At 36.2% G+C, this 23,535-nt stretch carries 20 protein-coding genes and 2 pseudogenes; 3 read left to right on the top strand and 19 right to left on the bottom strand.

Annotated elements, in window-relative coordinates:
- Positions 1–113: 113 nt before the first annotated feature.
- Both IPL24_17875 and IPL24_17880 read right to left on the bottom strand, forming a co-directional pair.
- A complete protein-coding gene (locus tag IPL24_17875) occupies positions 114–1,079 on the bottom strand; it encodes a T9SS type A sorting domain-containing protein (protein MBK8365460.1) in 966 nt (321 codons plus the stop codon).
- A gap of 226 nt (positions 1,080–1,305) precedes the next feature.
- Positions 1,306–3,471 carry a serine hydrolase gene (locus IPL24_17880; protein MBK8365461.1) on the bottom strand — a complete coding sequence of 722 codons (2,166 nt, stop codon included), beginning with the start codon at positions 3,469–3,471 and terminating at the stop codon, positions 1,306–1,308.
- A gap of 392 nt (positions 3,472–3,863) precedes the next feature.
- On the opposite strand from IPL24_17880, the gene IPL24_17885 reads away from it, so the two are divergent.
- From IPL24_17885 to IPL24_17895, 3 genes are all read left to right on the top strand, one after another.
- The gene (locus IPL24_17885) at positions 3,864–6,521 is read left to right on the top strand and encodes an amidohydrolase family protein (GenBank protein ID MBK8365462.1); all 2,658 of its coding nucleotides are present in this window, start codon (positions 3,864–3,866) and stop codon (positions 6,519–6,521) included.
- Between the two features lie 66 nt (positions 6,522–6,587).
- Entirely contained in the window at positions 6,588–7,496 is a 909-nt protein-coding gene (locus IPL24_17890) for an alpha/beta hydrolase (GenBank protein ID MBK8365463.1), read from the top strand.
- Between the two features lie 59 nt (positions 7,497–7,555).
- A complete protein-coding gene (locus tag IPL24_17895; GenBank protein ID MBK8365464.1) occupies positions 7,556–8,332 on the top strand; it encodes a CPBP family intramembrane metalloprotease in 777 nt (258 codons plus the stop codon).
- A gap of 19 nt (positions 8,333–8,351) precedes the next feature.
- On the opposite strand, the gene IPL24_17900 is transcribed toward IPL24_17895, so the two are convergent.
- The 17 genes and pseudogenes from IPL24_17900 to IPL24_17980 all read right to left on the bottom strand — a co-directional run bounded on the left by IPL24_17900 (position 8,352) and on the right by IPL24_17980 (position 23,306).
- Positions 8,352–9,443: an AI-2E family transporter gene (locus IPL24_17900; GenBank protein MBK8365465.1), complete on the bottom strand. Its 1,092-nt coding sequence runs from the start codon at positions 9,441–9,443 to the stop codon at positions 8,352–8,354.
- A gap of 397 nt (positions 9,444–9,840) precedes the next feature.
- Positions 9,841–10,290: an NAD(+)--rifampin ADP-ribosyltransferase gene (arr, locus tag IPL24_17905; protein ID MBK8365466.1), complete on the bottom strand. Its 450-nt coding sequence runs from the start codon at positions 10,288–10,290 to the stop codon at positions 9,841–9,843.
- Between the two features lie 28 nt (positions 10,291–10,318).
- On the bottom strand, positions 10,319–10,870 hold the full coding sequence (locus IPL24_17910) for a dihydrofolate reductase family protein (protein MBK8365467.1): 552 nt from the start codon (positions 10,868–10,870) through the stop codon (positions 10,319–10,321).
- A gap of 211 nt (positions 10,871–11,081) precedes the next feature.
- Positions 11,082–12,497, bottom strand: coding sequence for a T9SS type A sorting domain-containing protein (locus tag IPL24_17915; GenBank protein MBK8365468.1), 1,416 nt, complete (start codon positions 12,495–12,497; stop codon positions 11,082–11,084).
- Between the two features lie 236 nt (positions 12,498–12,733).
- Complete coding sequence (locus IPL24_17920) at positions 12,734–15,010, bottom strand: VCBS repeat-containing protein (GenBank protein ID MBK8365469.1); 2,277 nt, start codon at positions 15,008–15,010, stop codon at positions 12,734–12,736.
- Positions 15,011–15,042: 32 nt separating this feature from the next.
- Positions 15,043–16,101, bottom strand: coding sequence for a hypothetical protein (locus tag IPL24_17925; GenBank protein MBK8365470.1), 1,059 nt, complete (start codon positions 16,099–16,101; stop codon positions 15,043–15,045).
- A gap of 335 nt (positions 16,102–16,436) precedes the next feature.
- Positions 16,437–16,893 (bottom strand): annotated as a pseudogene (locus IPL24_17930) (hemerythrin domain-containing protein).
- A gap of 318 nt (positions 16,894–17,211) precedes the next feature.
- On the bottom strand, positions 17,212–17,928 hold the full coding sequence (gene ric, locus IPL24_17935) for an iron-sulfur cluster repair di-iron protein (GenBank protein ID MBK8365471.1): 717 nt from the start codon (positions 17,926–17,928) through the stop codon (positions 17,212–17,214).
- Positions 17,929–17,940: 12 nt separating this feature from the next.
- Complete coding sequence (locus IPL24_17940) at positions 17,941–18,306, bottom strand: cupin (GenBank protein ID MBK8365472.1); 366 nt, start codon at positions 18,304–18,306, stop codon at positions 17,941–17,943.
- Entirely contained in the window at positions 18,303–18,746 is a 444-nt protein-coding gene (locus tag IPL24_17945; GenBank protein MBK8365473.1) for a hypothetical protein, read from the bottom strand. The genes IPL24_17940 and IPL24_17945 overlap by 4 nt, the downstream gene beginning before the upstream one ends.
- Positions 18,743–19,132, bottom strand: coding sequence for a group III truncated hemoglobin (locus tag IPL24_17950; protein MBK8365474.1), 390 nt, complete (start codon positions 19,130–19,132; stop codon positions 18,743–18,745). The genes IPL24_17945 and IPL24_17950 overlap by 4 nt, the downstream gene beginning before the upstream one ends.
- 3 nt (positions 19,133–19,135) lie before the next feature.
- Complete coding sequence (locus IPL24_17955; protein MBK8365475.1) at positions 19,136–19,540, bottom strand: cytochrome C; 405 nt, start codon at positions 19,538–19,540, stop codon at positions 19,136–19,138.
- Between the two features lie 4 nt (positions 19,541–19,544).
- Positions 19,545–19,814, bottom strand: coding sequence for a hypothetical protein (locus IPL24_17960; protein MBK8365476.1), 270 nt, complete (start codon positions 19,812–19,814; stop codon positions 19,545–19,547).
- A pseudogene (locus IPL24_17965) lies at positions 19,804–20,048 on the bottom strand (hypothetical protein). The gene IPL24_17960 and the pseudogene IPL24_17965 overlap by 11 nt, the downstream one beginning before the upstream one ends.
- A gap of 3 nt (positions 20,049–20,051) precedes the next feature.
- On the bottom strand, positions 20,052–21,059 hold the full coding sequence (locus IPL24_17970) for a cytochrome c (GenBank protein MBK8365477.1): 1,008 nt from the start codon (positions 21,057–21,059) through the stop codon (positions 20,052–20,054).
- Between the two features lie 12 nt (positions 21,060–21,071).
- Entirely contained in the window at positions 21,072–22,823 is a 1,752-nt protein-coding gene (locus tag IPL24_17975; protein ID MBK8365478.1) for a cbb3-type cytochrome c oxidase subunit I, read from the bottom strand.
- A gap of 48 nt (positions 22,824–22,871) precedes the next feature.
- Positions 22,872–23,306 (bottom strand): Rrf2 family transcriptional regulator, encoded by a 435-nt coding sequence (locus tag IPL24_17980; protein MBK8365479.1) that lies wholly within the window; start codon positions 23,304–23,306, stop codon positions 22,872–22,874.
- Positions 23,307–23,535 lie beyond the last annotated feature (229 nt).

Consider the following 23,535-nt stretch of genomic DNA (forward strand, 5'->3'; position numbering starts at 1 on the left):
AAATACCTACATCATTAACCCACATTGTAGAAAAATTTGACAATCTTTTCATTATTCCGGCTCAATAAAAAAAAGTTAATTAAGATATAGTTATTAATGAAAAATATTTTGCGTCAATCTTTCACAACCTTTTCCTTCTTATTTTTCAAATTGTATTTATTTTTTATCTCGTAAAAATATATCCCTTTTGAAAGTTGTTCTGTATTTATAAGAATTGAATTTGTAAATTCTCTATTTAATATTATTCTTGAAGTAATATCATAAAGAATTATTTCTGAAAGTTCATTGTTATTGATTGTAATATTTAAGTTGTTAACGATAGGATTTGGATAAGATATTATTTCTGAAGTTGTAGTTTGTTCTTCAATACCAATGCTGTTACATGGAATTAAGGAAACGTCATCAATAAATATGTACGAAAAATTTCTTCCAGTATTATTAACACTTATAGTATCAGTATGCAGATCATTATTTTGATTTCCAATTATTAAATAGCTTTCGCCTCCTGCAGCAATAAAAGTTCCGCTCACTTTAGTCCAATTTAAAGTATCAGAAATAATTCCTGAAATGTTTTTTACTTGTGACATAAACTGAAAGGGAGAGTGGCTATGAATTCCCGTCACAACCGTATCGGAAAAATAAGCACTAATTGTATCCGTTGCGAATTGACTTAAGTTTGAGAGATTAATAAACATTTCAAAATAGTAGCATTCATTTGCAATAAGCACATTAATTAACTGTACTTCTATGTATTCGCGAAAATCAGGGTGATTAATAGAAAATGTATAAATACCAGCATATGCGCTGCCACTATGAGAAGGCTGATATCCTACAGCAGAATTAGGTACATTCATTATTCCACTTGGAGCACATGCGTTATAATAATCAGAAGAACCACTTTGTCCCGGAGAACTTCCATAAGGAGGAACGCATGGATTAAACCAAAATTGTGCAGAATTAATTTGATTAAAATTTGTCGGGCATCCCGAATATTGCTCAAAATCCCCATTCGGAACAATATTTTGAGCAATGCAAATTTTGAAATTTAATAGTAAAATAAAACAACATAGTTTATTCATAGAAACAGAAATTGTGCAAACAGACGTTTTGCGGATATTTGAGGTGAAGGATAATCTACGTGATGGTTATTTATAAATTGTTCGAATGTTGTCGGATGCCTATTCGTAATTTTTAATAATTATGTCCTGTTTGAGAATAATACTTCTTAAAGCTAGCAAGCAACTCTTGTTTGGCTCGGTTTTATTTAAATAGTAATTAGTGAGATCTTCAATCACCGTGAAATAATTACATTCGTATAATTTTCTGTGCACCTTTTGATGTCATTAAAAGATACACTCCTTTTGGAAATTGACTTATATCAATAGTTGTAATTCCGGATCCTGTTTTTTCATTCAAAATAATTTTTCCTGAAATATCTGAAATTTGAATTTCAGAATTTACGGGTAAGCCGTCAATAGTTATATTGCCGGAAGCGGGATTCGGATATACACTTATTCCTGTTTCATCGAAAGCTATTGTGCCAATACCCGTTGACTGATCAATATTTACTTCATCAATAAAAAGATTATTTCCAAATCCGCAAATTGAACGGAAGCGAATCAATACTTCACCGGTATATGCAGAAAGCGAAATGGTTTCATGCCTCCATTGGGCGGAAGTTGGATAAAAAGGATCTGTTGTCACCGGAGCTGTCCTAAGCGTATTGCCACCTTTGTAAAACAGGCTTTGCCAGCTTACACCACAATCAGATGAAATTAAAACCTGAAGAGAATCATAAAATCCCGGATAATAGGTATAGGCATACTCGAATCCAAGTGCAGGATCGGTTAGACCGGTTATATTAATCATAGGCAGATCAAGGTCGTAATGAGTGCCAATATTTCCATCATTGTAATTTCCTTTAACCACTGAAGATGTACCGCTGAATGGAGCTATTGATGTTTGTCCCCATTGATATATTGAATTAGAATTTATAGACCATCCCGGCGGAGGAAAAACAGTACCCTCAAAGTTTTCCGTTAATGGAGCAAACATTGCAGCAGTAGTGTTTACTATAAAATTGCTTGTTGAAGAATCATTATATGTATAGCCTTCAGTATTTCCATTAGGGGCTGAAGTATAACATACGAATGAATGTGTTCCGCTGGTTGTGATAATATCTGGAAGTGTTACCACAACCTGGCTATCTGTGGCTAACGTTCCTGTCCAGTTAAATACAGCCGGCACTCCTCCGACAATATTATAATTAATGGTAACAGAAGTTAGAGTATTGCTTCCATAATTTTTAAGTGAAACGGATGGCGTTACTATTGTACTGCAGCCATTCTCCCAAGGACTGACAACCGAAATAATTCCTGCATCGTTTTGTTGTTTGGGATATTCATTATAAAGCACATTTAACATTGGAACAAGAACTAAACTTAAATCAGTTACACCGCCATTTGTTAAAATGCATAGAACTGATTTTGTTTGCACATCATACAACATAAGCGAAATGTAACCCAGCATTGCACCTGTATGATTATAATTATGCTGAAGTGAATTATAAGACCCTTCGGCTACACCAAGTCCATAGAAAGAAGAAGGATCAAAGTTAATTAATTCTTGAAGTGAAGAATCAGCAATGACTGACCCGTTGAATAATGCGCTGTACCACTGAACCATTTCACTGGAAGTTGAGAGCATTGCCCCGGCTGCAGATCCAATGCTATATTCAGAAGTAATTGGTGAATTAATTAATTCTCCGTAATTATAATCCCACTCATGTGCTACCGGCCCGTTTGGTGCTTCAAAAGCTCCGATAAAAGTGCTGTCCATACTTAAAGGATCTAAAATTATATTATGCAGATTCTGAACCCAGGAGATTCCTGTTGCAGCATCTATTATCATCGCTGCAAGTAAATAATTAGTATTGGAATAAGAGAACCCCTGGCCAGGAGCAAAAAGTGGAGGGCCTATTGTTGCAAGAATTTCCTCGTTTGTCCAGAAGCGGGTTGTGTCGGCCCATAAAGAATCATTCCATAAACTGACACCGGTGCTCAGATAATTAAAAAAGCCGGTTTGATGAGAAAGTAACTGGCGTATAGTTGCAGTTGAATCAATATTTGGATAAGATGGTAACCATTGATATAAATGATCATCGAGCGACAACACTCCTTGTTCCTGAAGCTTTGCCATAACTGTTGAAATAAATAATTTGGTGTTGCTGCCAATTCCAAAACGCATATCTGCTGTTACAGGAACACCTACTGATGAAATGCCGCTAACGCCTGTCCATATTCCCTGACCAGGTGAAAGTACAGCCGCCGATGCCCCTTTAATATTATTCGCGGTAACAACGCTGTCTAATACCGTTTGAAAACGATTGGCCCATAGAGTGTCGAATGTTTGGGCCAGGCATTGGCTTTGAATTGCAAATGCGATAAAAGTGATGAGTAGAATTTTTTTCATTTTATTTTCAAATTTTTTAAATGAAATTATATAATTGATTAAGTCTTTCGTCGCTTGAACACTGTATGATGTTGCTGTGCTGCCAACGGGTTTCGTATAACAGTTAGCATTGCTGAAGTATTATTTTATCGAAATATAAAAATAAAAAGAGTGAAAAAATAATGAATTTATAGCAATAAGGAGTCAATCAAATATACGATTAATCCAATCAGAATGATTAAAGTGTTCAACAGTCTGAACAAATTTATTTCTACATTTGTTTTTCAAAAAAACTACAAAAGCATATCTGAAAATTGATAATGTTGATAAATGTGGTTAATGTAATATTCGTAAATATTGAGTCTTGTTTTAAGGTAATTATAAAGTTTAAATACTTTTTTGCCTTTTTCTGTTTGTCTTGCACAAGTCTGCAGGTATTTTCACAAACAGCATTATTTTACAATGGAAATATTTTCACGTCTGATACCAGAAATCCGTTTATCAATTATTTTGTTGTTGAAAACGGAAAATTCACGAGGTCCGGGAATTCATATGTTTCGGATAGTTCTGAGAACTTTGATTACAAAATAGATCTGAAAGGTAAGACCGTGATTCCGGGAATTATCGATAGTCATATCCATTTTATTGATGGCTCTTTAGGCCTTCTTCAGATCAGCTTATCAAATATTGTTGATTCCGCGGAATTACGAAATTTAATTATTTCGACTTCAGGACAAATGATAGATGGGTATTATGTAGCAAGGGATCTTGGGTTTCCAGCGTTGCAAGGGATATCTTCACCATTGAATTTCCTCGATAAAGTTATACCGGATTCTCCTGCAATAATTTTCTTAAAGAGCGGTCACGCTGCAGTTGCTAATTCCAAAGCAATGAAAAAGTTGGGGATCACTTCAAAAACCAAAATCAGCGATGGTTCAATTGGAATTGCCAAAGGTGGTGAACTGAACGGTTGGTTATTGGAAGCAGCAGCAATGGAGGCATTGAAACGCATAGGCTCATGCTATTCCGACCGAACCATCGAAAAAGCAGTTCTAAAAGGACAGCGACTTGCTTTGTCCTATGGAATTACAACCATGGGTGACAACACCTTTTCTCCTTATCATATGAAGATTTACCAGGCCATGCAAAGAGATGGTACTCTAAAATTAAGAATGTGGACCCGAAGTTTCGGAAGAATTCCCCAGACTACCAGCTTGATGTATCCAATGGGGACAAAAAAACTGGGTTTTATAGGCCCGGAAAATGATTTTATGCAGGTACATTTCCATCTAACAAAACTTTTCGAAGACATGTCACTTTCGGTTCCCCCCGGAGTGACCGGAATAAAGGAACCTGGAGGAACCATTTATCTGAACGAAAAGGAAATTAAACATTACTTGCTTCTTCACCCGGATAAAACTTATGCTTTTCATGTACAAGGTGAAAAAGGTCTGCAAAATATAATTGATGCATTAAACGAACGGGGAAATAGCACAAATCATCACCGGCATGTTATCGATCATGCCGGTTATTGTACCGAAGATCAATTAACCGAACTTAAAAAACTAGGTGCATCGGTTACTATTCTGGCTTCCCAGACTTTTGATTATCCTGCAATAATCCGTCAATACGGAGCGACTGGTGTTCCTCTTCGTGAAAACGAATTACTCAACGCACGTCTGAAGTACAGGATTCTGGACGGAGCTTTATCAAGCGATTTCCCCTATGGCATGGATACAAATTTTGTACACCATAAAAATATTGACGGATTAAATCCCTTTCCTAACATGGCCGTAAATGTATGCGGAAAATTCCCGGATGGTTCAGTCATTAAAGGGTTTGAGAATAAAACGCTGACTGTTTCAGAAGCTATTCATTCCTACACTGTAAACGGGGCGTATGTGCTGGGAGCTGAAAACCTGCTTGGCAAAATAGCGCCAGGATATGCCGCCGATTTTTTAATCCTGGAAGATTCACTTTCAGAAACTGACCCAATGGATTTGTATAGCTGCAAAGTAGCACAAACTTATATTGCAGGCGAAAAGGTGTTTGATATAAATAATGCTGAGCGCCAGATTTCATCCACTGTCGAAAAGAAAATAAAACCCTATGACTATACTATCAGCCCGGTTTTCGGGTATGATCCGACAACAGGTTTTATTTTTGGTGCTGCGGGATTCGTATTTCCACTCAAAACACCGGCGAGTTACGGTGACCTTCAATTAATGGCAACCACTTCAGGGAAAGTACAAGTTCAGGCCAAATACATAAGGTATGGCTTATTAAAAGATGTGGATTTTAAGATGCCTGTCACCTATACTAATTTTATTGAATACTACTTTGGCGAAGGTGACACCACCTCATCAGAAAGTTTTAATGAAATATTTTCCGACAGATATTTTGTTCGCCCGGAATTCGAATTGAAAGTTAATGATCATTTCAAGGCTTCATTATTCGGTGATTTCAGGGTGCGGAATGAAAATGCTGTAAAAGATAAAGAAGGAAATACACTTAACATGTGGTTCTTCCCTGATGAAAAAAATATAGGATCAGGTCTTGGCCTCTTTTATGATACACGCGATAATCCCGTTTCGACAAAACTAGGTTTTTACAGTGCTATTTATTACGAAAATATTTCAGAACTCAGCTTTTCTGATTTTGGGAAATCAGGATTATTGTTCACTGATTTAAGATACTTCCATTACATTACTAATTCAAAATTTGTTTTGGCTTCGCGGATATCCGGAGGAATTAGTTATGGTAATCCAAGTTACCTTTTCCGATACACGTTAGGTGGTGCGGAACGATTAAGAGGCTATTATACCAACAGGTACCGAGGCGATCGCTTTTATTCGGCTCAACTTGAATTCAGATTCCCGTTGTACAAGAAATTTTCCGGTGTGTGTTTTCTGGATGAAGGTGATGTAAGCGATGATAAATTAAATAAAACCCTTTTTAGCTATGGTGGGGGAATACGGTTTTCGATAAACGATAATGTTAATTTAAGGTTGGATTATGGAATCGGGAAGGACCAAAATGGTGTGCTTTTCACATTTGGAGAAGCTTTTTGACATACATTTATCATTGGATGAAAATTAAAATTTAATTGCAAAAACAAAGGCATGAAATCCAAAGCAATGAAAATAATTCTTTCATTTTTCCTGATTGTTATTGGCTTGAATACTAAAGCACAGGAAAGAAATATCTTTACTACTGATAGTGTCAGTCTGTATGTAAATGTAAAAGGAAGTGGCACCCCTTGTTTATATATTCATGGTGGCCCTGGCTCAGGAAGTTATTGGGTAGAAAAATTTTTCGGGAATGTGCTGGAACAACATTTTCAAATGATTTATCTCGATCAGAGAGGTGTTGGGCGTTCTACTAGTCCGAAGGATCACAACTACTCTATGGAAAGGATGGTGAAGGATTTTGAAGAAGTACGGAATGCACTTGGCATAAAGCAATGGTTGACACTTGGACATTCTTTTGGAGGAATTCTACAAATGGGTTATTCTGAACGACACCCAAAAATTATTTCCGGAATGTTGATGATAAACTGTACGCTTGATCTGACCGAAAGTTTTAATGGCACATGGATTCCCAAGGCATGTGAATTTCTTGACCTTCCACCGCACAATATTTACACTAATGATTCAATTCCATTACTCGATCGACTTATGGGTGTTATAGGGAAGCTTAATGAAAAGGATCTGAAATGGAAAATGGCATTTGCTGATGAAAAGAACTCCATTGCAATGGATGCATCATACGATGAAATTCCAAACTGGAATAATGATTTTGGAAATCTTGCTCTTTCAATTAAAGAATACTGGAATAATTATAAACCACTGGCGACTGATATGAAAATGCCCGTTTTATTCTTTACCGGAGATTCTGACTGGATGGCCGGACCTGAAAATTATAAAGGTGTTAATTTCCCAAATATTATACTGTACAAAAGCAATGTTGGTCATATCCCTTTCATGGAAAATAAAGGTGATTTGGAAAAAGCCATAATACAGTATATCAAAAAGTATAACTTCTAATTCCATTTCATGGTTACTAATTAGTTTGTTTCTTTTTGGGTATTGCTAAGAATAGCTTTATGAATACCTTATCGAATCCTTCTGTAAAAAAGTCTGTTATATCTGTCATTGGATTTATATCCCTGTTTACTCTATACCATCTTCCTGAATTTTTTCAAAACTATTATCAGGAACCACTTATTTGGTTGCTGGAAAGTAGTATGCTACTTTTCGTGATAGTGGCTTATTTTATTGGGAAAAGTAAGTTTAAAAACGGGTTCAGAACCTATGGATTATTCGCTTTCCGTAAATATTGGAGCAACCTTGCAAAAGGTATACTTATGGGTATTTGCATTACAATACTTGCTAACATGGTGCCGGTCTGGATGCATTGGAATAAAATTTCTTGGCATTGGGATTGGCAGCAGATTTTATTGTTTACAATCGGAACCTTCTTTCCCTCGTTGGCCGAAGATATTCTTACACGTGGTTATGTCATGACTTATTGGCCCCGGAAATGGAATGTTAACTATCTCATTCTTTTTTCTGCCGGGGTGTATGTGCTTAACCATATTTTCAAGCTTAATAAGCCGGATGTATTGTTGTACCTGTTTGTACTTGGATTACTATTAATGTGGGTATTCGTCGCCACCCGAAGTTTATGGCTTACTCTGGGAATACATTGGGGAAGTAATATTGCCTATCAGTTTTTTGCCAATATTGTTTCATTTGAAACCATCAAAGATACCGGTCTGGAAAATTATGTACTGGCAGCTTGTTATGTATTGGGATTTATGTTGGTATTCATATTGTTTAAAGGTGGTTTTTTTACTTTGGCAGTGAAGAATGATGATTGAAATTTGTGACACAACGTGCTCAGTTTTTTTCTTTCCTTGCAAGCACCATCTTTACCTGGTCTTTAATATTTTCTTTGGAAACAGTTGGAACGTAAAATGTTTCATAATAGGCTTTAACAAAAGCAGTAAGTGGAGTAGCAATCAAAGCCCCTATTAAGCCAAAAGCACTTGCTAAAGCAAGCATGGAAAAGAGGGTTGATACAGGATGTAAATTCATAGTGGATGCTCTTATCCGAGGAATTACCAAATCACCCATAATTTCATTTAATATCAGATAAAATATAAGTACCCATAAGGCTGTCATCGGTGAAATTGAAAGGGTTATTAAGACCGGAGGGACTGCCATAATATATAATCCTAACTTGGGAACTAATTCTGCAAACAAAGCTAATCCAGTCCATACCCATACTCCAGGCACTTCCATATAGGTTAAAAAGAAATAGGTCGCAATGGCTTCCATTGTACCAGCTAACAGATTAGACCATATCCAACCATTTAACATAACTGATGCTTTCGCTAATGCCTGTGCTGCCTTCTGTCTTTTTTCTTCCGGAAATAACATCAGATAGGTTTCTATTAACGGTGCCGGATCAATCAACATGTAAATTACGATACTGAAAAAAACTATTATCATAAAAGCGCCACCGATTAGTGAAAAGGAAAATCGACCAAGGCTTTTTATAATACTATTTGCTTCCGGTAGATTATCTTTGATCGCTTCTTTACCAAGTAGTTTTTGTTGTAGAGAAGGATAATCTGATAGCATGGATGAGAGTTGATGCCGTAAATCGGAGATGTAATTTGGAATATTGGATAGAAGTGTGCTTCCCTCTTCTAACATTCTTGGAATTATAAGCCATCCCATAAAAAATAAGAAAAGCAACATTACAAAAAATACGATGATTGCAGCAAAAGTTCTCGGAACTTTTTTTGAAACCAACCACATGGTAGGTGCATTTAAAATCAGGGTCAGAACAATCCCTAGAAAGAAGAGAAATAAAATACTGATAATTTCATACGCAAACCACAAGCCGAGAATTACAAAAGCAGCAGTATAAATTAAACTAATACTCGATCTTGATTTATTTTTGGATGAAGTTTCTTCTATCATGTGCTTTTATTTTTTTACTTTATTAAATGTTCTCGCTCCTTCATTACATTAACGGCAGCTCTTGCAAAAACTTAAACCAATAATTTTTTCTATTGCATATTCTGTTCCCATGCCGGCAATACCACTTTAAAATAGTTTGCCTTTACCAATATGCTTGATGGTTAGAAGTGAATAATATAAAAAAGGCTTTTGATTTCAATTTAACAGTTTATCGAAGCCAATTAAGTTCAAAACCTTGCCAAAGTTTTAGGGGAAATAAAGTAACCAGATTCTCGGGTATTCTTTTTATTGCTTTGAGAAAAATGTGACCCATGCCCGTGAGTCGCTTAAAACTTTCGAAGAGTGCGACAATTAGTTAATGAGAAATCATTTCTTCTGAAATTTTTTTATTCTAACTTTATTCGTCATTCAAAGAATTAATTCCCTGTTCTTTCAGTTTTGCTAATGCGGCCTTCATTGCTTTAACTTGTTCTGGTGGGTGCCCTTGCCAATTTGTTACTTCTCCAACTATTTTAAACGGTTGGGTTGAACGATAAGATTTTGTCGGGTTACCAGGGAATTTTTTATCTGTTAAGTCAGGATCATCTTCGATAGGTCCCGTTGGTTCTACTAAATATATTCTTTCACGTTCTTCACCATAAGCAAGCTCTGCACCCCAGATAGCAGCATCTAAAGTTGCTGACAGGAAAATATATTTTGCATTTTTTCTCTGTCCATAATTCGAGTTGAAACCAACTTCAATAAACTCCCCGAGTTTCAAGTCAGACCTTGTCCCGTGAAAATAGGTCTGTGCAAAAGGTGTTGCACCTTGTTCATTTGATTTATGTTCGTCGCTGTTATTTTCCATTGCGTAAACGATTAGCTGGTTGACTTTCTTATTGATGAGTAGCCTCATAATATAGTACGATTGCACCTGAGCCAAAGATTTTTGTCTTTGAAAGTTTAAAAATTGTCCTGTCTCTTACTTTGTCAAACAACGGCAGACCTTTTCCCTCTATCATTGGATAAATACAAATCTGAAACTCATCAATCAAATTAAAGTTTATTAGCTGAATAATTAAACTCCGACTGCCAACTAAAATATCTTTACCTGGTTGTTGTTTGAGTTCTGAAACTTCCTTTTTAATTTCTTTTGTTACAAGTTTCGCACTGTCCCATTCAGTATTTTTCAAAGTCCGTGAAAAAACAATTTTTGGTATTTTATCAATGGCAAGAGCAAAATCGTCCATTGATTTTTGACCTGAAGGATTTTTTAGCAGTGTTTGCCAATATTGCATGAGTTGGTAAGTTGTTCGTCCATACAATATACTTCCTGAATTGTCTAAAAGTTCTGCATAATGTATATGTAAATCTTCATCGGGGATACCTGCTGTATGATCGCAAATCCCGTCAAGGGTCATATTAATTGCTGCAATTACTTTTCTCATATTTTATATTTGAGAGAATAAAACGCAGAGAAAAATTTAACACAGAGAGCATGGAGAAAAAAGGAGAAAAAAGAGAAATATTTTATTCTCCTTTTTCTCCCTTTTTTTCTCTGTTTTCTCTGTGTTAAATCACCCTGTTTACTTTTATTGTCAATTTTCATTCTTTGCTGACTTTATTTATAATTGTCATTAGATATGGGAGTTTATCCCTTCAATATTTTACAATTTTATCAATATTTCTGTGACCATCTACCATTGTTTCGAGAAAATATAAGCCATTGGGAAGAAAACTTAAATCAATAGTTTCTAATAAAAACTCGCGGATAAATTTTTCATTCTTGTTAAGTATTATTTGCCCAAATACATTTCGAAGTTTATATGAATACTGATTTACTTTCGAATCCTTAGAGTTTATTGAAAGAATTGAATGCACCGGATTGGGATAAATATTTAAACTTAATTTATTTTCACTTAAATAATTTTCTGTTGAGGTAATATTACCTGAAGTATCTGTTTTTAACAGGTAAATGTAATCTTGATTTGAAACTGTATCTTTTGTATAACCAACGACAATTGGATTTTGATCATTGTCAAGTATCAGACACTTGGGAAAGGCATAACCGTATCCCGAAAAAAGTCTTGTCCATATTATGTCCCCAATTGAATTTGCTTTAATTAGTATTAAAGAATGTTGTGTATTATCATTGTATTCTCCTGAAATATAAAAATTCCCTAGGGTGTCTTCAGCAGAAGAAATAAAGCGCATAGCAATGTTTGAAAAGCAATATTCCTTACTCCATATACTATCACCGCTTTGATCTATCTTAAGTAAGTAACCACATGCTCCCGGACCTCCACCAATTGGTGTTGTATAACCGGTAACTAAGTATCCATTATTATTTAACAGGTTAATTGAATTACCATTCAATTCAATGGAACTGGTTGTGTCTATATATACTTTATCCCATTGAGTATTAAGATTTGAATCGAATTTAACAATTCTGGTTAAGCCATAGATTGGTACTGATGTCGCTACAACCAGTCCGCTATCAGGAGTAACCTGTATGCTATTTGGATTTTGCAGAAAAGATGATTGTGGGTATTGCACAATTGCTGTATCTAAATTATTTCCTGATGAATCAACTTTAACAATATAATATGTGTTTTCAGAACTTGCTCCGTCATCTACAAGGCCAATAAAAAATCCATTTTCATAATTCGGAGAAATACAAGAGCCCCATGTTCCCCATTCATCAGAAGGATATGAATTATACCAAAGTATATTTCCAATACTATCTGTTTTATAAACCATTGCTTTTTTTGAAGGATACGCACGCGAGTCTCCAATGAAAACAAATCCGCCTTCTTGAGTTTGCCTGATACAACCTATGTTTAAATTTAGACATGACATGGTTCTTATCGTATCACCACTACCATCAATCAATAAATTATAAGCCTGATTGTTGGGAAATGTACCTGTGTTTGCACCAATTATATAATTTCCATTAAGAGCATTGTCAATATGAGCACCTTGCCCAAAACCGTAAGTTCGTTCAAAAAACTGAGGTTGACAGTCTGCGTAATAAAATGTTCCGAGAAGAAAAATGAAAATTATTATTCGTTTCATGTGGGTGGTTTTGGTTGCCTATATCGTTTAGCATTGCCGTAGAATTACTATTTACCGAAATATAAAAAATAAAAAGAAGAAAATAATAATGTTATATTTATTTCATACAATGCGTTAAAGAAAATTAAAACCAAAAACGGCCGAAATAAAATTCCGGCCGTCTTGTTAATATATCATTCTTGTTTGAAGTTCACCCTTCAGCCCCGATAGCTGTCAGGATCACCCTTCACTTCCTATTACTGCTTCACCAACCGCGTAATTTGCGTCTGATCATTCTGCGTCATGATCTGCAGAAAATAAACTCCCGCCGGCAAATGCGTTAAGGAAATCGAATTATTTATTCTGTTAAGTGTTGATGCTACTTCCGCACCCAGCACAGACACGATCTTTACTTCTCTGATCGTTTGATCTGATTTTAAGTATAAAAGATCTGCAGCAGGATTTGGAAATACTTTGATCGATCCTTGAGTCAGGTCTGCGATACCAACAACATTTTGCACTGTAATTGTTGAGGAATATAGGTTAGCACTTGGGCCGTTACCGTTAGTAGCCGTAAGTGATACTACATAGTTTCCGGCATCATTGAAAGCAATGGATGGATTTTCTGACGTAGCAGTTGTACCATTCGTGAAGTTCCAGCCTGATGATGGATTCACAGACCAGTTCCATTCATACGGGCAAGGACTTGAATTGTCTGTGAAGTCTACTACGTCGGTCATATTTATATCTGAAGCACTTACTGTAAATGAGGAAGTAGGTACAGGAGCAGAATTTTCTTCTATATGCAATACAGAATTGATCGTAGGGTTGCATATCACATCTGTGTTTCCGGATGTCCATTTAACGACTACCGAATCAATAGTATTAAAATAAGAAATTCCAAAATGAGCATTCAGTGTTCCCATGTAACGGAATCCTACTCCCGCACGGATATCACGAATTTGTTTGCCCCATGGTCCATAAATTTCCACTCGTGCACCAATACCATTTTTGTTACTCGTAGTTCCTTTAAGAGTTACTGTAAGCCAGTTACGGTTATTGCCATCGTTGTAGTAGATGGTATTTCCGTTCTGTATATCCAAAAAACCATCGTTGTTAAGATCGCCAACAGCTCCCATCGACATCGAATAAGCCTGAGAAGTAAAAGTACCATTTCCGTTATTAAAAAGTATATATCCCGGAGTCAAAACATCCGCAAATCCATCGTTGTTAAAATCGTACGAAGCATATTCAGTACTCAGTCCGGGAAAACTATCGATTCCACTTCCGCTTGTAATATCAGTGAATGTTTCGTCGCCGTTATTGTGCATGAACTTATGCATACCGTTAGCGCTTGAACTTGCACCTACAATGACGTCCATCCATCCATCGTTGTCAAAATCATTCCAAGCCGATGACCATGTTTGAACCGGATCTGCCAGACCTGTAGCTATGGAAACATCTGTAAAAGTACCGTTACCATTGTTTCTGTGCATCTCGTTGATGTTGGCTGTACCTGATCCACCACGGCATTTAGCGATAAACAGATCAGGCAGATGGTCGTTGTTGTAATCTACCCAGATAGAACCGTAGTTTCCACCATTCGGATGATCTCCTAAACCTCCCTGATGATACGTAAGATTGCCTGTACCGTCATTGAGGTAGTAAACGTTTGGAGCAACATCATGACACACAAATGCATCAAGGTGTCCGTCATTGTCGATATCAACCATATTACTGCGCTGCGAAAAAACGTATTCCGGTCCGGAAACCTGATTGAATGAAGTTCCCCCATTTGCTGAAAGCATAAACGTAACTCCGCTGCCGCTACCATAGAGCAGATCATTAAAGCCGTCTTCATTCAGATCGCCAATTGCCATACTCCATCCCGGTGAAAACTGAGCTTCTGATGTTGTATAGTTAGCGATCGTAAAAGTTCCTGAAAGATCTTGCTGATGCACCTGAATATTTGTGTCTGAAACAGAAACAATATCATCCAGATAATCGCCATTCATATCGGTAAGTGCAAGTTTGTAATTGCCGACAATGGTACTCATGGTTACAGGCGTAAATGTCAAGGGTGAAGGATTAACAGGATTTTCGATCATCTCATACTGAAAACCTGCCGATGTATAAATATTATCGAAGACGATATAATAATCTGTACCTGCGTTTGCATTGAAAGTAACCAGGCACAAAGCACCGGGACCACTATCATCATCACCTGCCACACATGTTAATGAACCACAACTGCCCGAATACACATGCACACGATTGTCGATTCCTGAGTTTGCAGGAAAATCAGTTGTGATAGTCACTGAATAATTTAGCAAAGGAGAATATTTATACCAGTTCGCCGCAGTCGCTCCGCTTCCTCCGGATGCGCACATCTGAGTTGGCACCTCTGTTCCTGTGATCGTTGGAGTAGTGCCAATACCATCCACCATAGTAAGTGCAGTGCTACAAGTTTGCTGAGCCACACTGACCAGCTTAAATAGCATGATGAATGTGAGCGAGAGTAAGGTTTTTTTCATTTTGTTTCTGTTATTAAGGGTTTTTTTAAGGGTCAGTCTGTACAATTTGATATGGAAGAAATATAATCCCGGAGCAATTTCACGCCTGCCTCGTCAACTATAGTACGACCCAGCAGAGGCATACGATTGTTTTCGTCAGTGGAATTAAGTCGGAAATACATCATCGATTTATTATAATTACCGGGAAAAATAACATTAGATAAACTCGGATCAAACATATCATCCGGTGTCACGCATTGTCCAAGGTGAGCAGGATCCGTCGTTTCAGAAAAAGCAAGACGGATAGGCCGATAGTCGCAATGACTGTTTTCCTGATGACAATGGCCACAGTTAATGTCGAGATAAGAACGAAGTCGTAGTTTCAACGTCTGAGTAGTATCGTGATAGTCGATTGTAGATACCATGTTCGCAGGCAAATTATTTTCTAAAATTCCCTTTGAAATAAAATACTGCAACTGATTGACTCTTCCGGAAGGATAAGTAAAATCGTTGTTCAGATTTTGAGGTTTGATGCCAATTGGTATAGGCAGGTTATTTGACTTATGACAAATCATGCATTCGGTTTCAGAAGGAATGCGATAGAGGGTACTTTTAGATGTACCGTCCTGGTCCCAGGCCAGCGAAATAAAGCTTCCATTCATAGAAAGTGTAGCCTCCGTCTGATCTTCATTCCAGACATATTCAGCAAAGATCCACTGATTTGATTTACGGATCATCACCCGCGTTTCGATGATCTTGGTGACATTTGCAGGTTGCACATTATCGTAGTAAAAAGTTTTGATCAGGGCAGTTCCCACAGGAAAATCGATGATATTATTATCGGCAACATAAGTTCCCTTCAATCCCGGTGGCACCCAGACAAAACGTTTCTTATGAGCATAATCGGTAAACAATGCCGATGCCGGCTGGAATTGAATGACGCCATCATTCGGCGTATTATTTTTTATATCACCGGTAAAAAAACGGTACTGCGATAGATTAGTATACGGCACACTATCCAGATCCACGGATACCGCGGTATTTCCCGGAGGAGTAGGAACTGTAGGAGTTTCCGGTTCGGTCTCATCCTTTTTACAGGCATCCAGAATCATCACTACCAACAACAAAAAAATCGAAAAAGAAATTACCTTCTTCATGAACGGCTAGGGTTAGAAGTACAAATCTAAAAAAATTTGGATAGGAATGAAAAGAAATTGAGGTGTAAATTAGGAGGGAAGGAACAGTGGGTTTTTAGATCATTTTAAAGCATTGCAAGATTGGGGTAGGTTGGGATTTGAAGGTTATGGTGAATTGTGCTTGGAGGGGAAAAGAAGCGGCTGTTTGTTCAAGATAAATTTTATTTTGAATAAAGCTGCTGCACCGGATCAGAATTATGTCCACCGAAATACTTTAATACTAACATTGAATATAACTCAATCGCCCTTTATTATTCCCAAAATACATCAGTTGAATTATCAATAAATTTTTCACTTGAATGAAGTTTCTTTATAGCTTCCATATTTTCTGGTGAAGCAGCATTTTGAATTTTTTCAAACAAAACTCTATCTTCAAATCGAATGTGTTTTTCTAAATCAACTTGTATTTGCTTTATGAAAATTTCAATTTGAGAAGTATTACAAAATAAACCAGTAATTATTTTGTGCTCTTCGATAGCTTGTTTGACAAGAGTATTTTCATTACCAAGTATTGGAAAAATATACTTTTCTTCTATTTCAAAAAGTTTGCTGTAGATGATTTTTTAAAAACCAATCAAGGTATAATTTCATTCTTTCAATTGAAATACCATTTGAAAAACCTGTTTTTATTTTCCAGCAAAGTAATAAACCGAGATGGTGTTCTCGGCTCAATGTTTTAAGATATTCTGCTCTTTTTATAAGTTTCATAGTTGTTATGTGATTTGCTGATTTTTCTACAATTCTGGTAGTGGCAGAGTCTGAATACAATCCATAAGCACTTAATAAAGTGCCTTTTATTTGTGCTTTGGATAAGAAATCGGTAAAAGAATCATTCATCTCCAGGGTCAGTATTTCCTTCAAACCGAAAGGTTTCATCAAATTCAAAATCATCGGGTGAAAGTTGCGACATGTTATTATTGCAAACTAAACATTCTTCCTCCAAATGAAAATTGAAGTCATGCGTAGCCTCTTTTTATAAGGTCGTTTATTGCTTCGCTTACGGTTTTGTAATTATACATACAATTCTTAAATTAATTCTTTCTCCATTTCAATGGTTTTTGGAAATAGAATATTATTTTCCAAATGGATGTGTAGGTGTAAATCTTGCTCAAATTCTTTTAGTAGAGCAAACGATACACGATAGGTGTTGCACGCATCTTCAGGTGGAGTATAGTTTTTGCTTAATTCTTCAATCTTCATGAAGCGATGCCCCTCCACAGTATGTTCATCCATCATCATCTGTATAGGGTTTTTAACGGTGCCGAAATGTGCTGGATCTATTTTCGTATTCACAAGTTTCGCATTTACCAATTTACGTATAAAAGGAAATAAAATCAACTCTTCCTTTTTCATATGGGCAGCAAGCTCACCAGCACTTTTATTAAATTCTTCTTTTATTTCAAATAGTTCGGGATGGTTTTCTCCATGAACTTTGCATATTTTATCTAAATACGGTTCTATTTCTAGTGTTTTATCTTGAACGTACCTGTGGTGTTTCTTTTCAATATAATCTGCTAATAAATCAAGTGGCCACGATTGATAATTTGTAGAAGACTCACTTTTCGCCTGCAGCATAGCGTCTAAATCTTCTAATACTTTCTTTGAATCAATGTTTTTCTTGTCACATGCATCTTGAATAGTTCTATTACCCTGACAACAAAAGTCAATATTGAATTTTTTAAATACTGACGCAGTACGGTAGTCTTTTGCTACCAGTTCTCCAATAATTTGATTTTCTTTCATTTATTTATGTTTTTAACTGTTTATAAATTTGATTTCAGAGCCACTTTCCATGATTACAATGGACTGAAAATCTTCAATTATTTGTAACTCATGCTTTTCTCCAGCAGGTATAATTAAAGATTCGTTTAGCTTTAATTCATGGTTATTTCCTTTCATTTTTAGAATTGCTCTACCTTTTTGAACAATGATTACAGCTTCTTTTGTGCTAATATGTTCAGGCATATTCATCCCGGCACTTCCGGTAACTTGCAATATCTTGAATGTATTTCCTAATTCAAGACGTATCATTTTTGGATTATCATTTGATTTCATATCTATGTTTTTTCTTGTGTTCATTTCCGTCTTTTCAGTATCATTGCTTAATTTTTCCTTGTTCATATTGATGTGTTCTTAAAAAGTGTTATTCCGAAAATGGACAAGCAAACTACCTTGATGATTTCCATACCTACATAGTAAAAATGAAGGTTAGAAGATGGTGGAGTTTGTCCTTGTATATGCAGTTCAGCTCTCGCATCCAATTCAGGTAACAGCCATGTTGTTTGAACGATGAGAAGAATCATTGGAATAAAAAAGGACAAATTGCTCACTGATAAAAATGTGTTTTTTATTGGAATTAAATTTATCAATATCGCTATTGCAAACACCCATTCTACCTTGTTGAGTGCATTAAAAACCAATTTGCCAATACCAAGTCCCAATGGTAGCGTAATGCCCGGAGCTCTGAATTTGAGCCAACCTTCCATAAAACTGATAGCGCAAACAAATCCTATCCAAAGAAATGTTATAATTAGAGCTATTGGCATTTTAACTGTTGTCATAATAATGGTATTGACGGGTTGTTTTTATAATATTCAATTTTGGAGTGAAACATCTCCGCCATTCGCTGTCCCTGCCACTTGGCTCTTTCTGCTTTTACACCAATAAAGTGTTCATCTACGGTTGCAAAAAACAGTTTAAGCCATTGGTTAAAATGTACTTTACCAACAGGTAGTTTGGCATGCGGCAAAAATGGACTACCGTAATAAGTGTGTTCCTCCAAAAGAACCGTTTGCCAGAAGCGATACATTTTTTCCAGATGCTCAGGCCAGCGGTCTTGAATTTTATTATTAAAAATATCTTTTAGTTTTCCATCTTCACGGACTTTGCCGTAAAAGACATCTACTAAGAGTTTAATGTCTTGTATGTTTGATATGTCTTTTTTCATTCGTTACAGACTATAATTTGTAATGAAGTAATAAGCTGCCCAACCGAAAAAGGCAATCAACAATATCCATAACCAATTGGGGACACTTTGTGGTGTTTCACTGCCATCAATAATAAATTTTTTTGAATCTCCTTTGTCGTAAGCGTTAATCATTAACGGAATTATTCCATCGACAATAGCATTTTCTAAAATACCTTCAATAGCAATTGCAGGCCCATTGCGAACAATAAATTTTATCTTTCGAATGCCTTCCCTACCGGTTGGGGATTTGCTAACTAATTTCAAAGTATGCTCTCCATCAGTCAATTTTCTAGTGTCCAACTCGAACTGCACAGGAGCCATAAACTCCGCAATTGGCTGCGAATCATCATCAACAAATACTACTATTTTACTCTTATCTTCTTTCATATTATTAAAAATTTAAGATTGATTTTTTAATATGGTTGGCCTCTTTTTCTCCGGGCTTGATTAAATATTTTATGGTATAAATAAATGTAAGTACTGTGATTAGTGTAATGACAGCTATTATTACCCAATCCCAAACGTTTTGAGGGCCTGCTCCATGTGTTAATCCTTGCATTATTTTAGGTTGTTGTTTTTCGCAAACAGGGCAAGCGAAGGCACTTATATGTACAAGTATCAATAGTGTACTTGCGAGTAAGTATTTTATTTCATTTTTCATTTTTCCAGTAGTTGTTTGCTTGATCAATAATTTGAACTTTAATAGCAATTACATTTGCTGATGCAGAGAGTTGACCTGTATCATTTGCATAATCGCTGCTCAACTTTTTTCTTGCTTGAGTATCTGTCTGAATAGCGGCAATGCTTTTTTCCAGCAATTTTTTCCAGCTAATTCTCTTGCTTCTCGTGGTGTTTGGATGATAAGATTGTCGAACCAAATTTCTTTTGCTTCCATAATTTATTTTTTCGAGGTCAGTTTAATAAAGTCCATCATTTTTTTTATTTCTTCGGGTGTAACAGTCTTGGCATTATTCCCCCAATTAGTTTTTTCGTGATTAATGATGGCAGTAATTTCTTCGGGAGTTAAGTTATTATCTGTTCCTACGGCATTCATTACGGCATATTCTGGCCTTGCGTCATAACCACGCATTATTATACTTACAAAAAGTTCCAGATCTTCACTTAAAACTATCGGACTTCCTTTCAATGGAGGGAAGGCCCCTTTTAATCCTTCACCATTGGCTTGATGACATGCCCCGCAATTTTGTGTATAGAGCAATTTGCCATCCGGAAGTACAGCTTTGTTTGCAGAGTTAATTGTTGGCTTTTCTTCTTTCTTGTACAAAAATTCCATCGGAGTTTTCCCATCAGGTAATGAGGGTTGTTTCAAACTTTGTAAATATGCTACAAGATTTAGAGCTTCTTGCGTAGCGACAATTTTTCCTTTGATATCTTTTCTGAATTTATCAGGAACAACAACCTCAACATCGCCTTCTTTTAGTCCAGTGTTTACTTCAAATAGCCAAGGGTAGGCAGGCATTATCGATTTTTCTGTCACTGATCTTGGTTGATACAGATGCAATAAGTTCCAGGCCAAACTAGGTTGTCGTGTGCCTATGTTAGTTAGGTCAGGACCGGTTCTTTCTGTCCCCATCAATGTGGCGGTGTTTCGCCAGAAGTCGGTTCGTGTAATACCAGCATAATCAGCAGCTATGCCAGGTCTGCTACCCCATATTTTGTCCATAGCCACATTACGTACTTGTTGGGTATGACAGGCTACACAACCATTGGCGATAAAACTCTTTTTGCCCAAGAAAACTTCTGGGCTCAATGGTTCATAATTTGGAAGCGGAGCATTATTTTCCTGATTATTAATAGCTGGCATTATTGCAACTATTAGTGTTAAACCAATAAACAAGCTCAATGCAGTTCTGAATAGTGTTTTATGATTATTAAAGAATTCCATTTTATATTATCGTTAATTTGTAATGGTTTGTTTGTCTACTTCTTGTTTTGCTCTCAAAATATCTATCGGTGATTTTGGTATTTCAATTTCATCTTTCTTTCGAACCATAACATAAAAATTATAGGCAAACAAAACATGAGAAAACCACATTAATGAACCGCCAATGGCACGCCAAAGCCAGTACGGAGCCATTAACTCTACACTTTCGATAAATGATTTTGTACCTTCCATCCACATCAAACCTCTAAGGGTAGAACCGTACATTAACGGGAAAGTGTAGAATAATAAGCCAATTAAAGCCAACCAAAAATGTGCTCCCACTGTAATTTGTGGTGGCTCTTTGCCTGTAATCCTTGGCACTACAGTATAAATGAAACCCCAAAGCATAAAGCAGATAATACCATACATGGTTAAATGCGAATGAGCAACAGTAAAATCAGTAAAGTGCCAAACCAAATTGGTAAAGCGGAATGCTTCTGCTGTTCCTTGCAGTGAGCCTGTGAAATAGAATAAAATTCCAATCAAATAAAAAGGAAGTGTATAACTACCCGAAAGTTTATTCCACGACCCCTTAAAAGTCAGCAAGAAATTGGTAGTTCCAGCAACAACAGGGATAATCATTCCTGCACTTCCTATAATGGCAACGGTTTGTAGCCACCAGGGAATAGCACTAAAAATAAAGTGATGTGTGCCAATTAAAGTATAGAATAGAATTTGAGCCCAAAAAGCTAGTATCCCTAAACTATAAGAGTATATAGGTTTATTGAGTTGCTGAGGTAAAAAGTAATACATCAAACCAAGGTTAAAAAGCATAAACCACATTCCCACGCCCTGATGCATATAATATCCTTGAATAATCGTTTCGCCTAAGCCATTTTGCCAGCTCGGCCAATATGCGATAATTGCAATAACCAAGAGAAACATCATTGCCGAAATAATGTACCAGTTGGAAACATAAATTTCTTTGGTTGTTCTTTTAGCAATTGTTTTAAAGAAGTTTTGTAAGGAAATAATAATACCTATGCCAAATAATGCCATTACAGGCCAGATGTATTCTCTGTATTCGCCTCCGCCATTATTAATGCCAGCCATTAAAAATATACTTCCTAAGATCACTGAGACATTAATGAGCACAAGAGAACGGTAACCAGTTTTAATGCTTGCGATAGGGACGTTGCTTACTCGTGGAATAACATAATAAGCCAAGCCCATCATTGCCAAAGAAGCCCAACCCCAGAAAACCGCATTTGTATGAACCGGTCGAAGTCTTCCAAAACTCAACCAACTATATTGATCAACATCAGGTGCTACGAATTTTATTCCGAGATATTCCCCAACAGTAGTTCCGAATAGCAGCCAGAATGTAGCACAACCCAAGTACCATAAAATTAATTTAGATAAATCAGGTTCTATATAAGGTCTTGGCTGACTTTTCTTCTTTTGCTCAACAAATCTTAGCGTTTCTACTTCGCTAATGTTATCAATCAAACCTTTGCAGTCAATAGGTTCTTTATCTCCCGATAATTCAAGATTTGAAAGCGAAAATTCATGTTCTCGTTTTCGTTGTTCCAGTTTTTCAATTTCATCGGGACTTAATCCTTTTAAGTACTCATTAAATTTTTCAAGTTCTTTTTTCTTGAGATATTTTTTTAGAACTGCCTTAGCTTTTATCATTACAAGGATTGAAGCTGCAATTATTGGAATTGCAATAAGTAGCATGGTAATGATTATGCCGGATTCGCTAAATATGTTCTTTGTTTCCATTGCCTATTTTATATTGGACAATATTATCCATTATTATTTCAAATTTTTTTACCTTTTTAAAAACGTCAATCCCTTTTCATAATCGATAGCTAAAGAATCAACCGTGGTAGTTTCAAGCATTTTTTTGAGTTCATCTCGTACAACTTTAAATCGATAGTGAACCGGGCAAGGCTTATGCTCATTGCATTGCTTCAATCCAAGTCCGCATCCTTTATAAATATCATCTCCATCAATAGCAGAGACTATTGTGCTTAACTTTACTTTATTAAATGCTTGTTTATTCATTGAGAAACCTCCCCAAGGTCCTTTGTCAGAATTAATGATGTTGTTTCGTATAAGCTGCTGAAGTATTTTTGAAGTATAAGCCGCTGGAGATTCAATGGCTAGGGCAACTTCTTTCAAACTTACTTTTCTACCCAACTTCGATTGCTCAGCAATGAAGATGGAAGCTCTGATTCCGTATTCACAAGCTTTTGAAAACATTTGTTACTTTATTTACGGAGTAAAGATAACTATTAATTTTTTATTAGTGGTTATTTTTGTCCACTATTATATTTAGATTACTCCGATTAGCCACTTATAAGCGTGTTTTATGCTGAATTGGTGTCGAGTTACAATGAAATGTCGACCGAGTTGGGAAAACACTCAGGTGATGGCAATTAGCCCACCTCCGACAAAATTCTTTGAATCCGCTTTTTAATGCTTCATTATG

It is taken from the genome of Bacteroidota bacterium (genome assembly GCA_016711505.1).
Lineage (GTDB): Bacteria > Bacteroidota > Bacteroidia > AKYH767-A > 2013-40CM-41-45 > JADKIH01.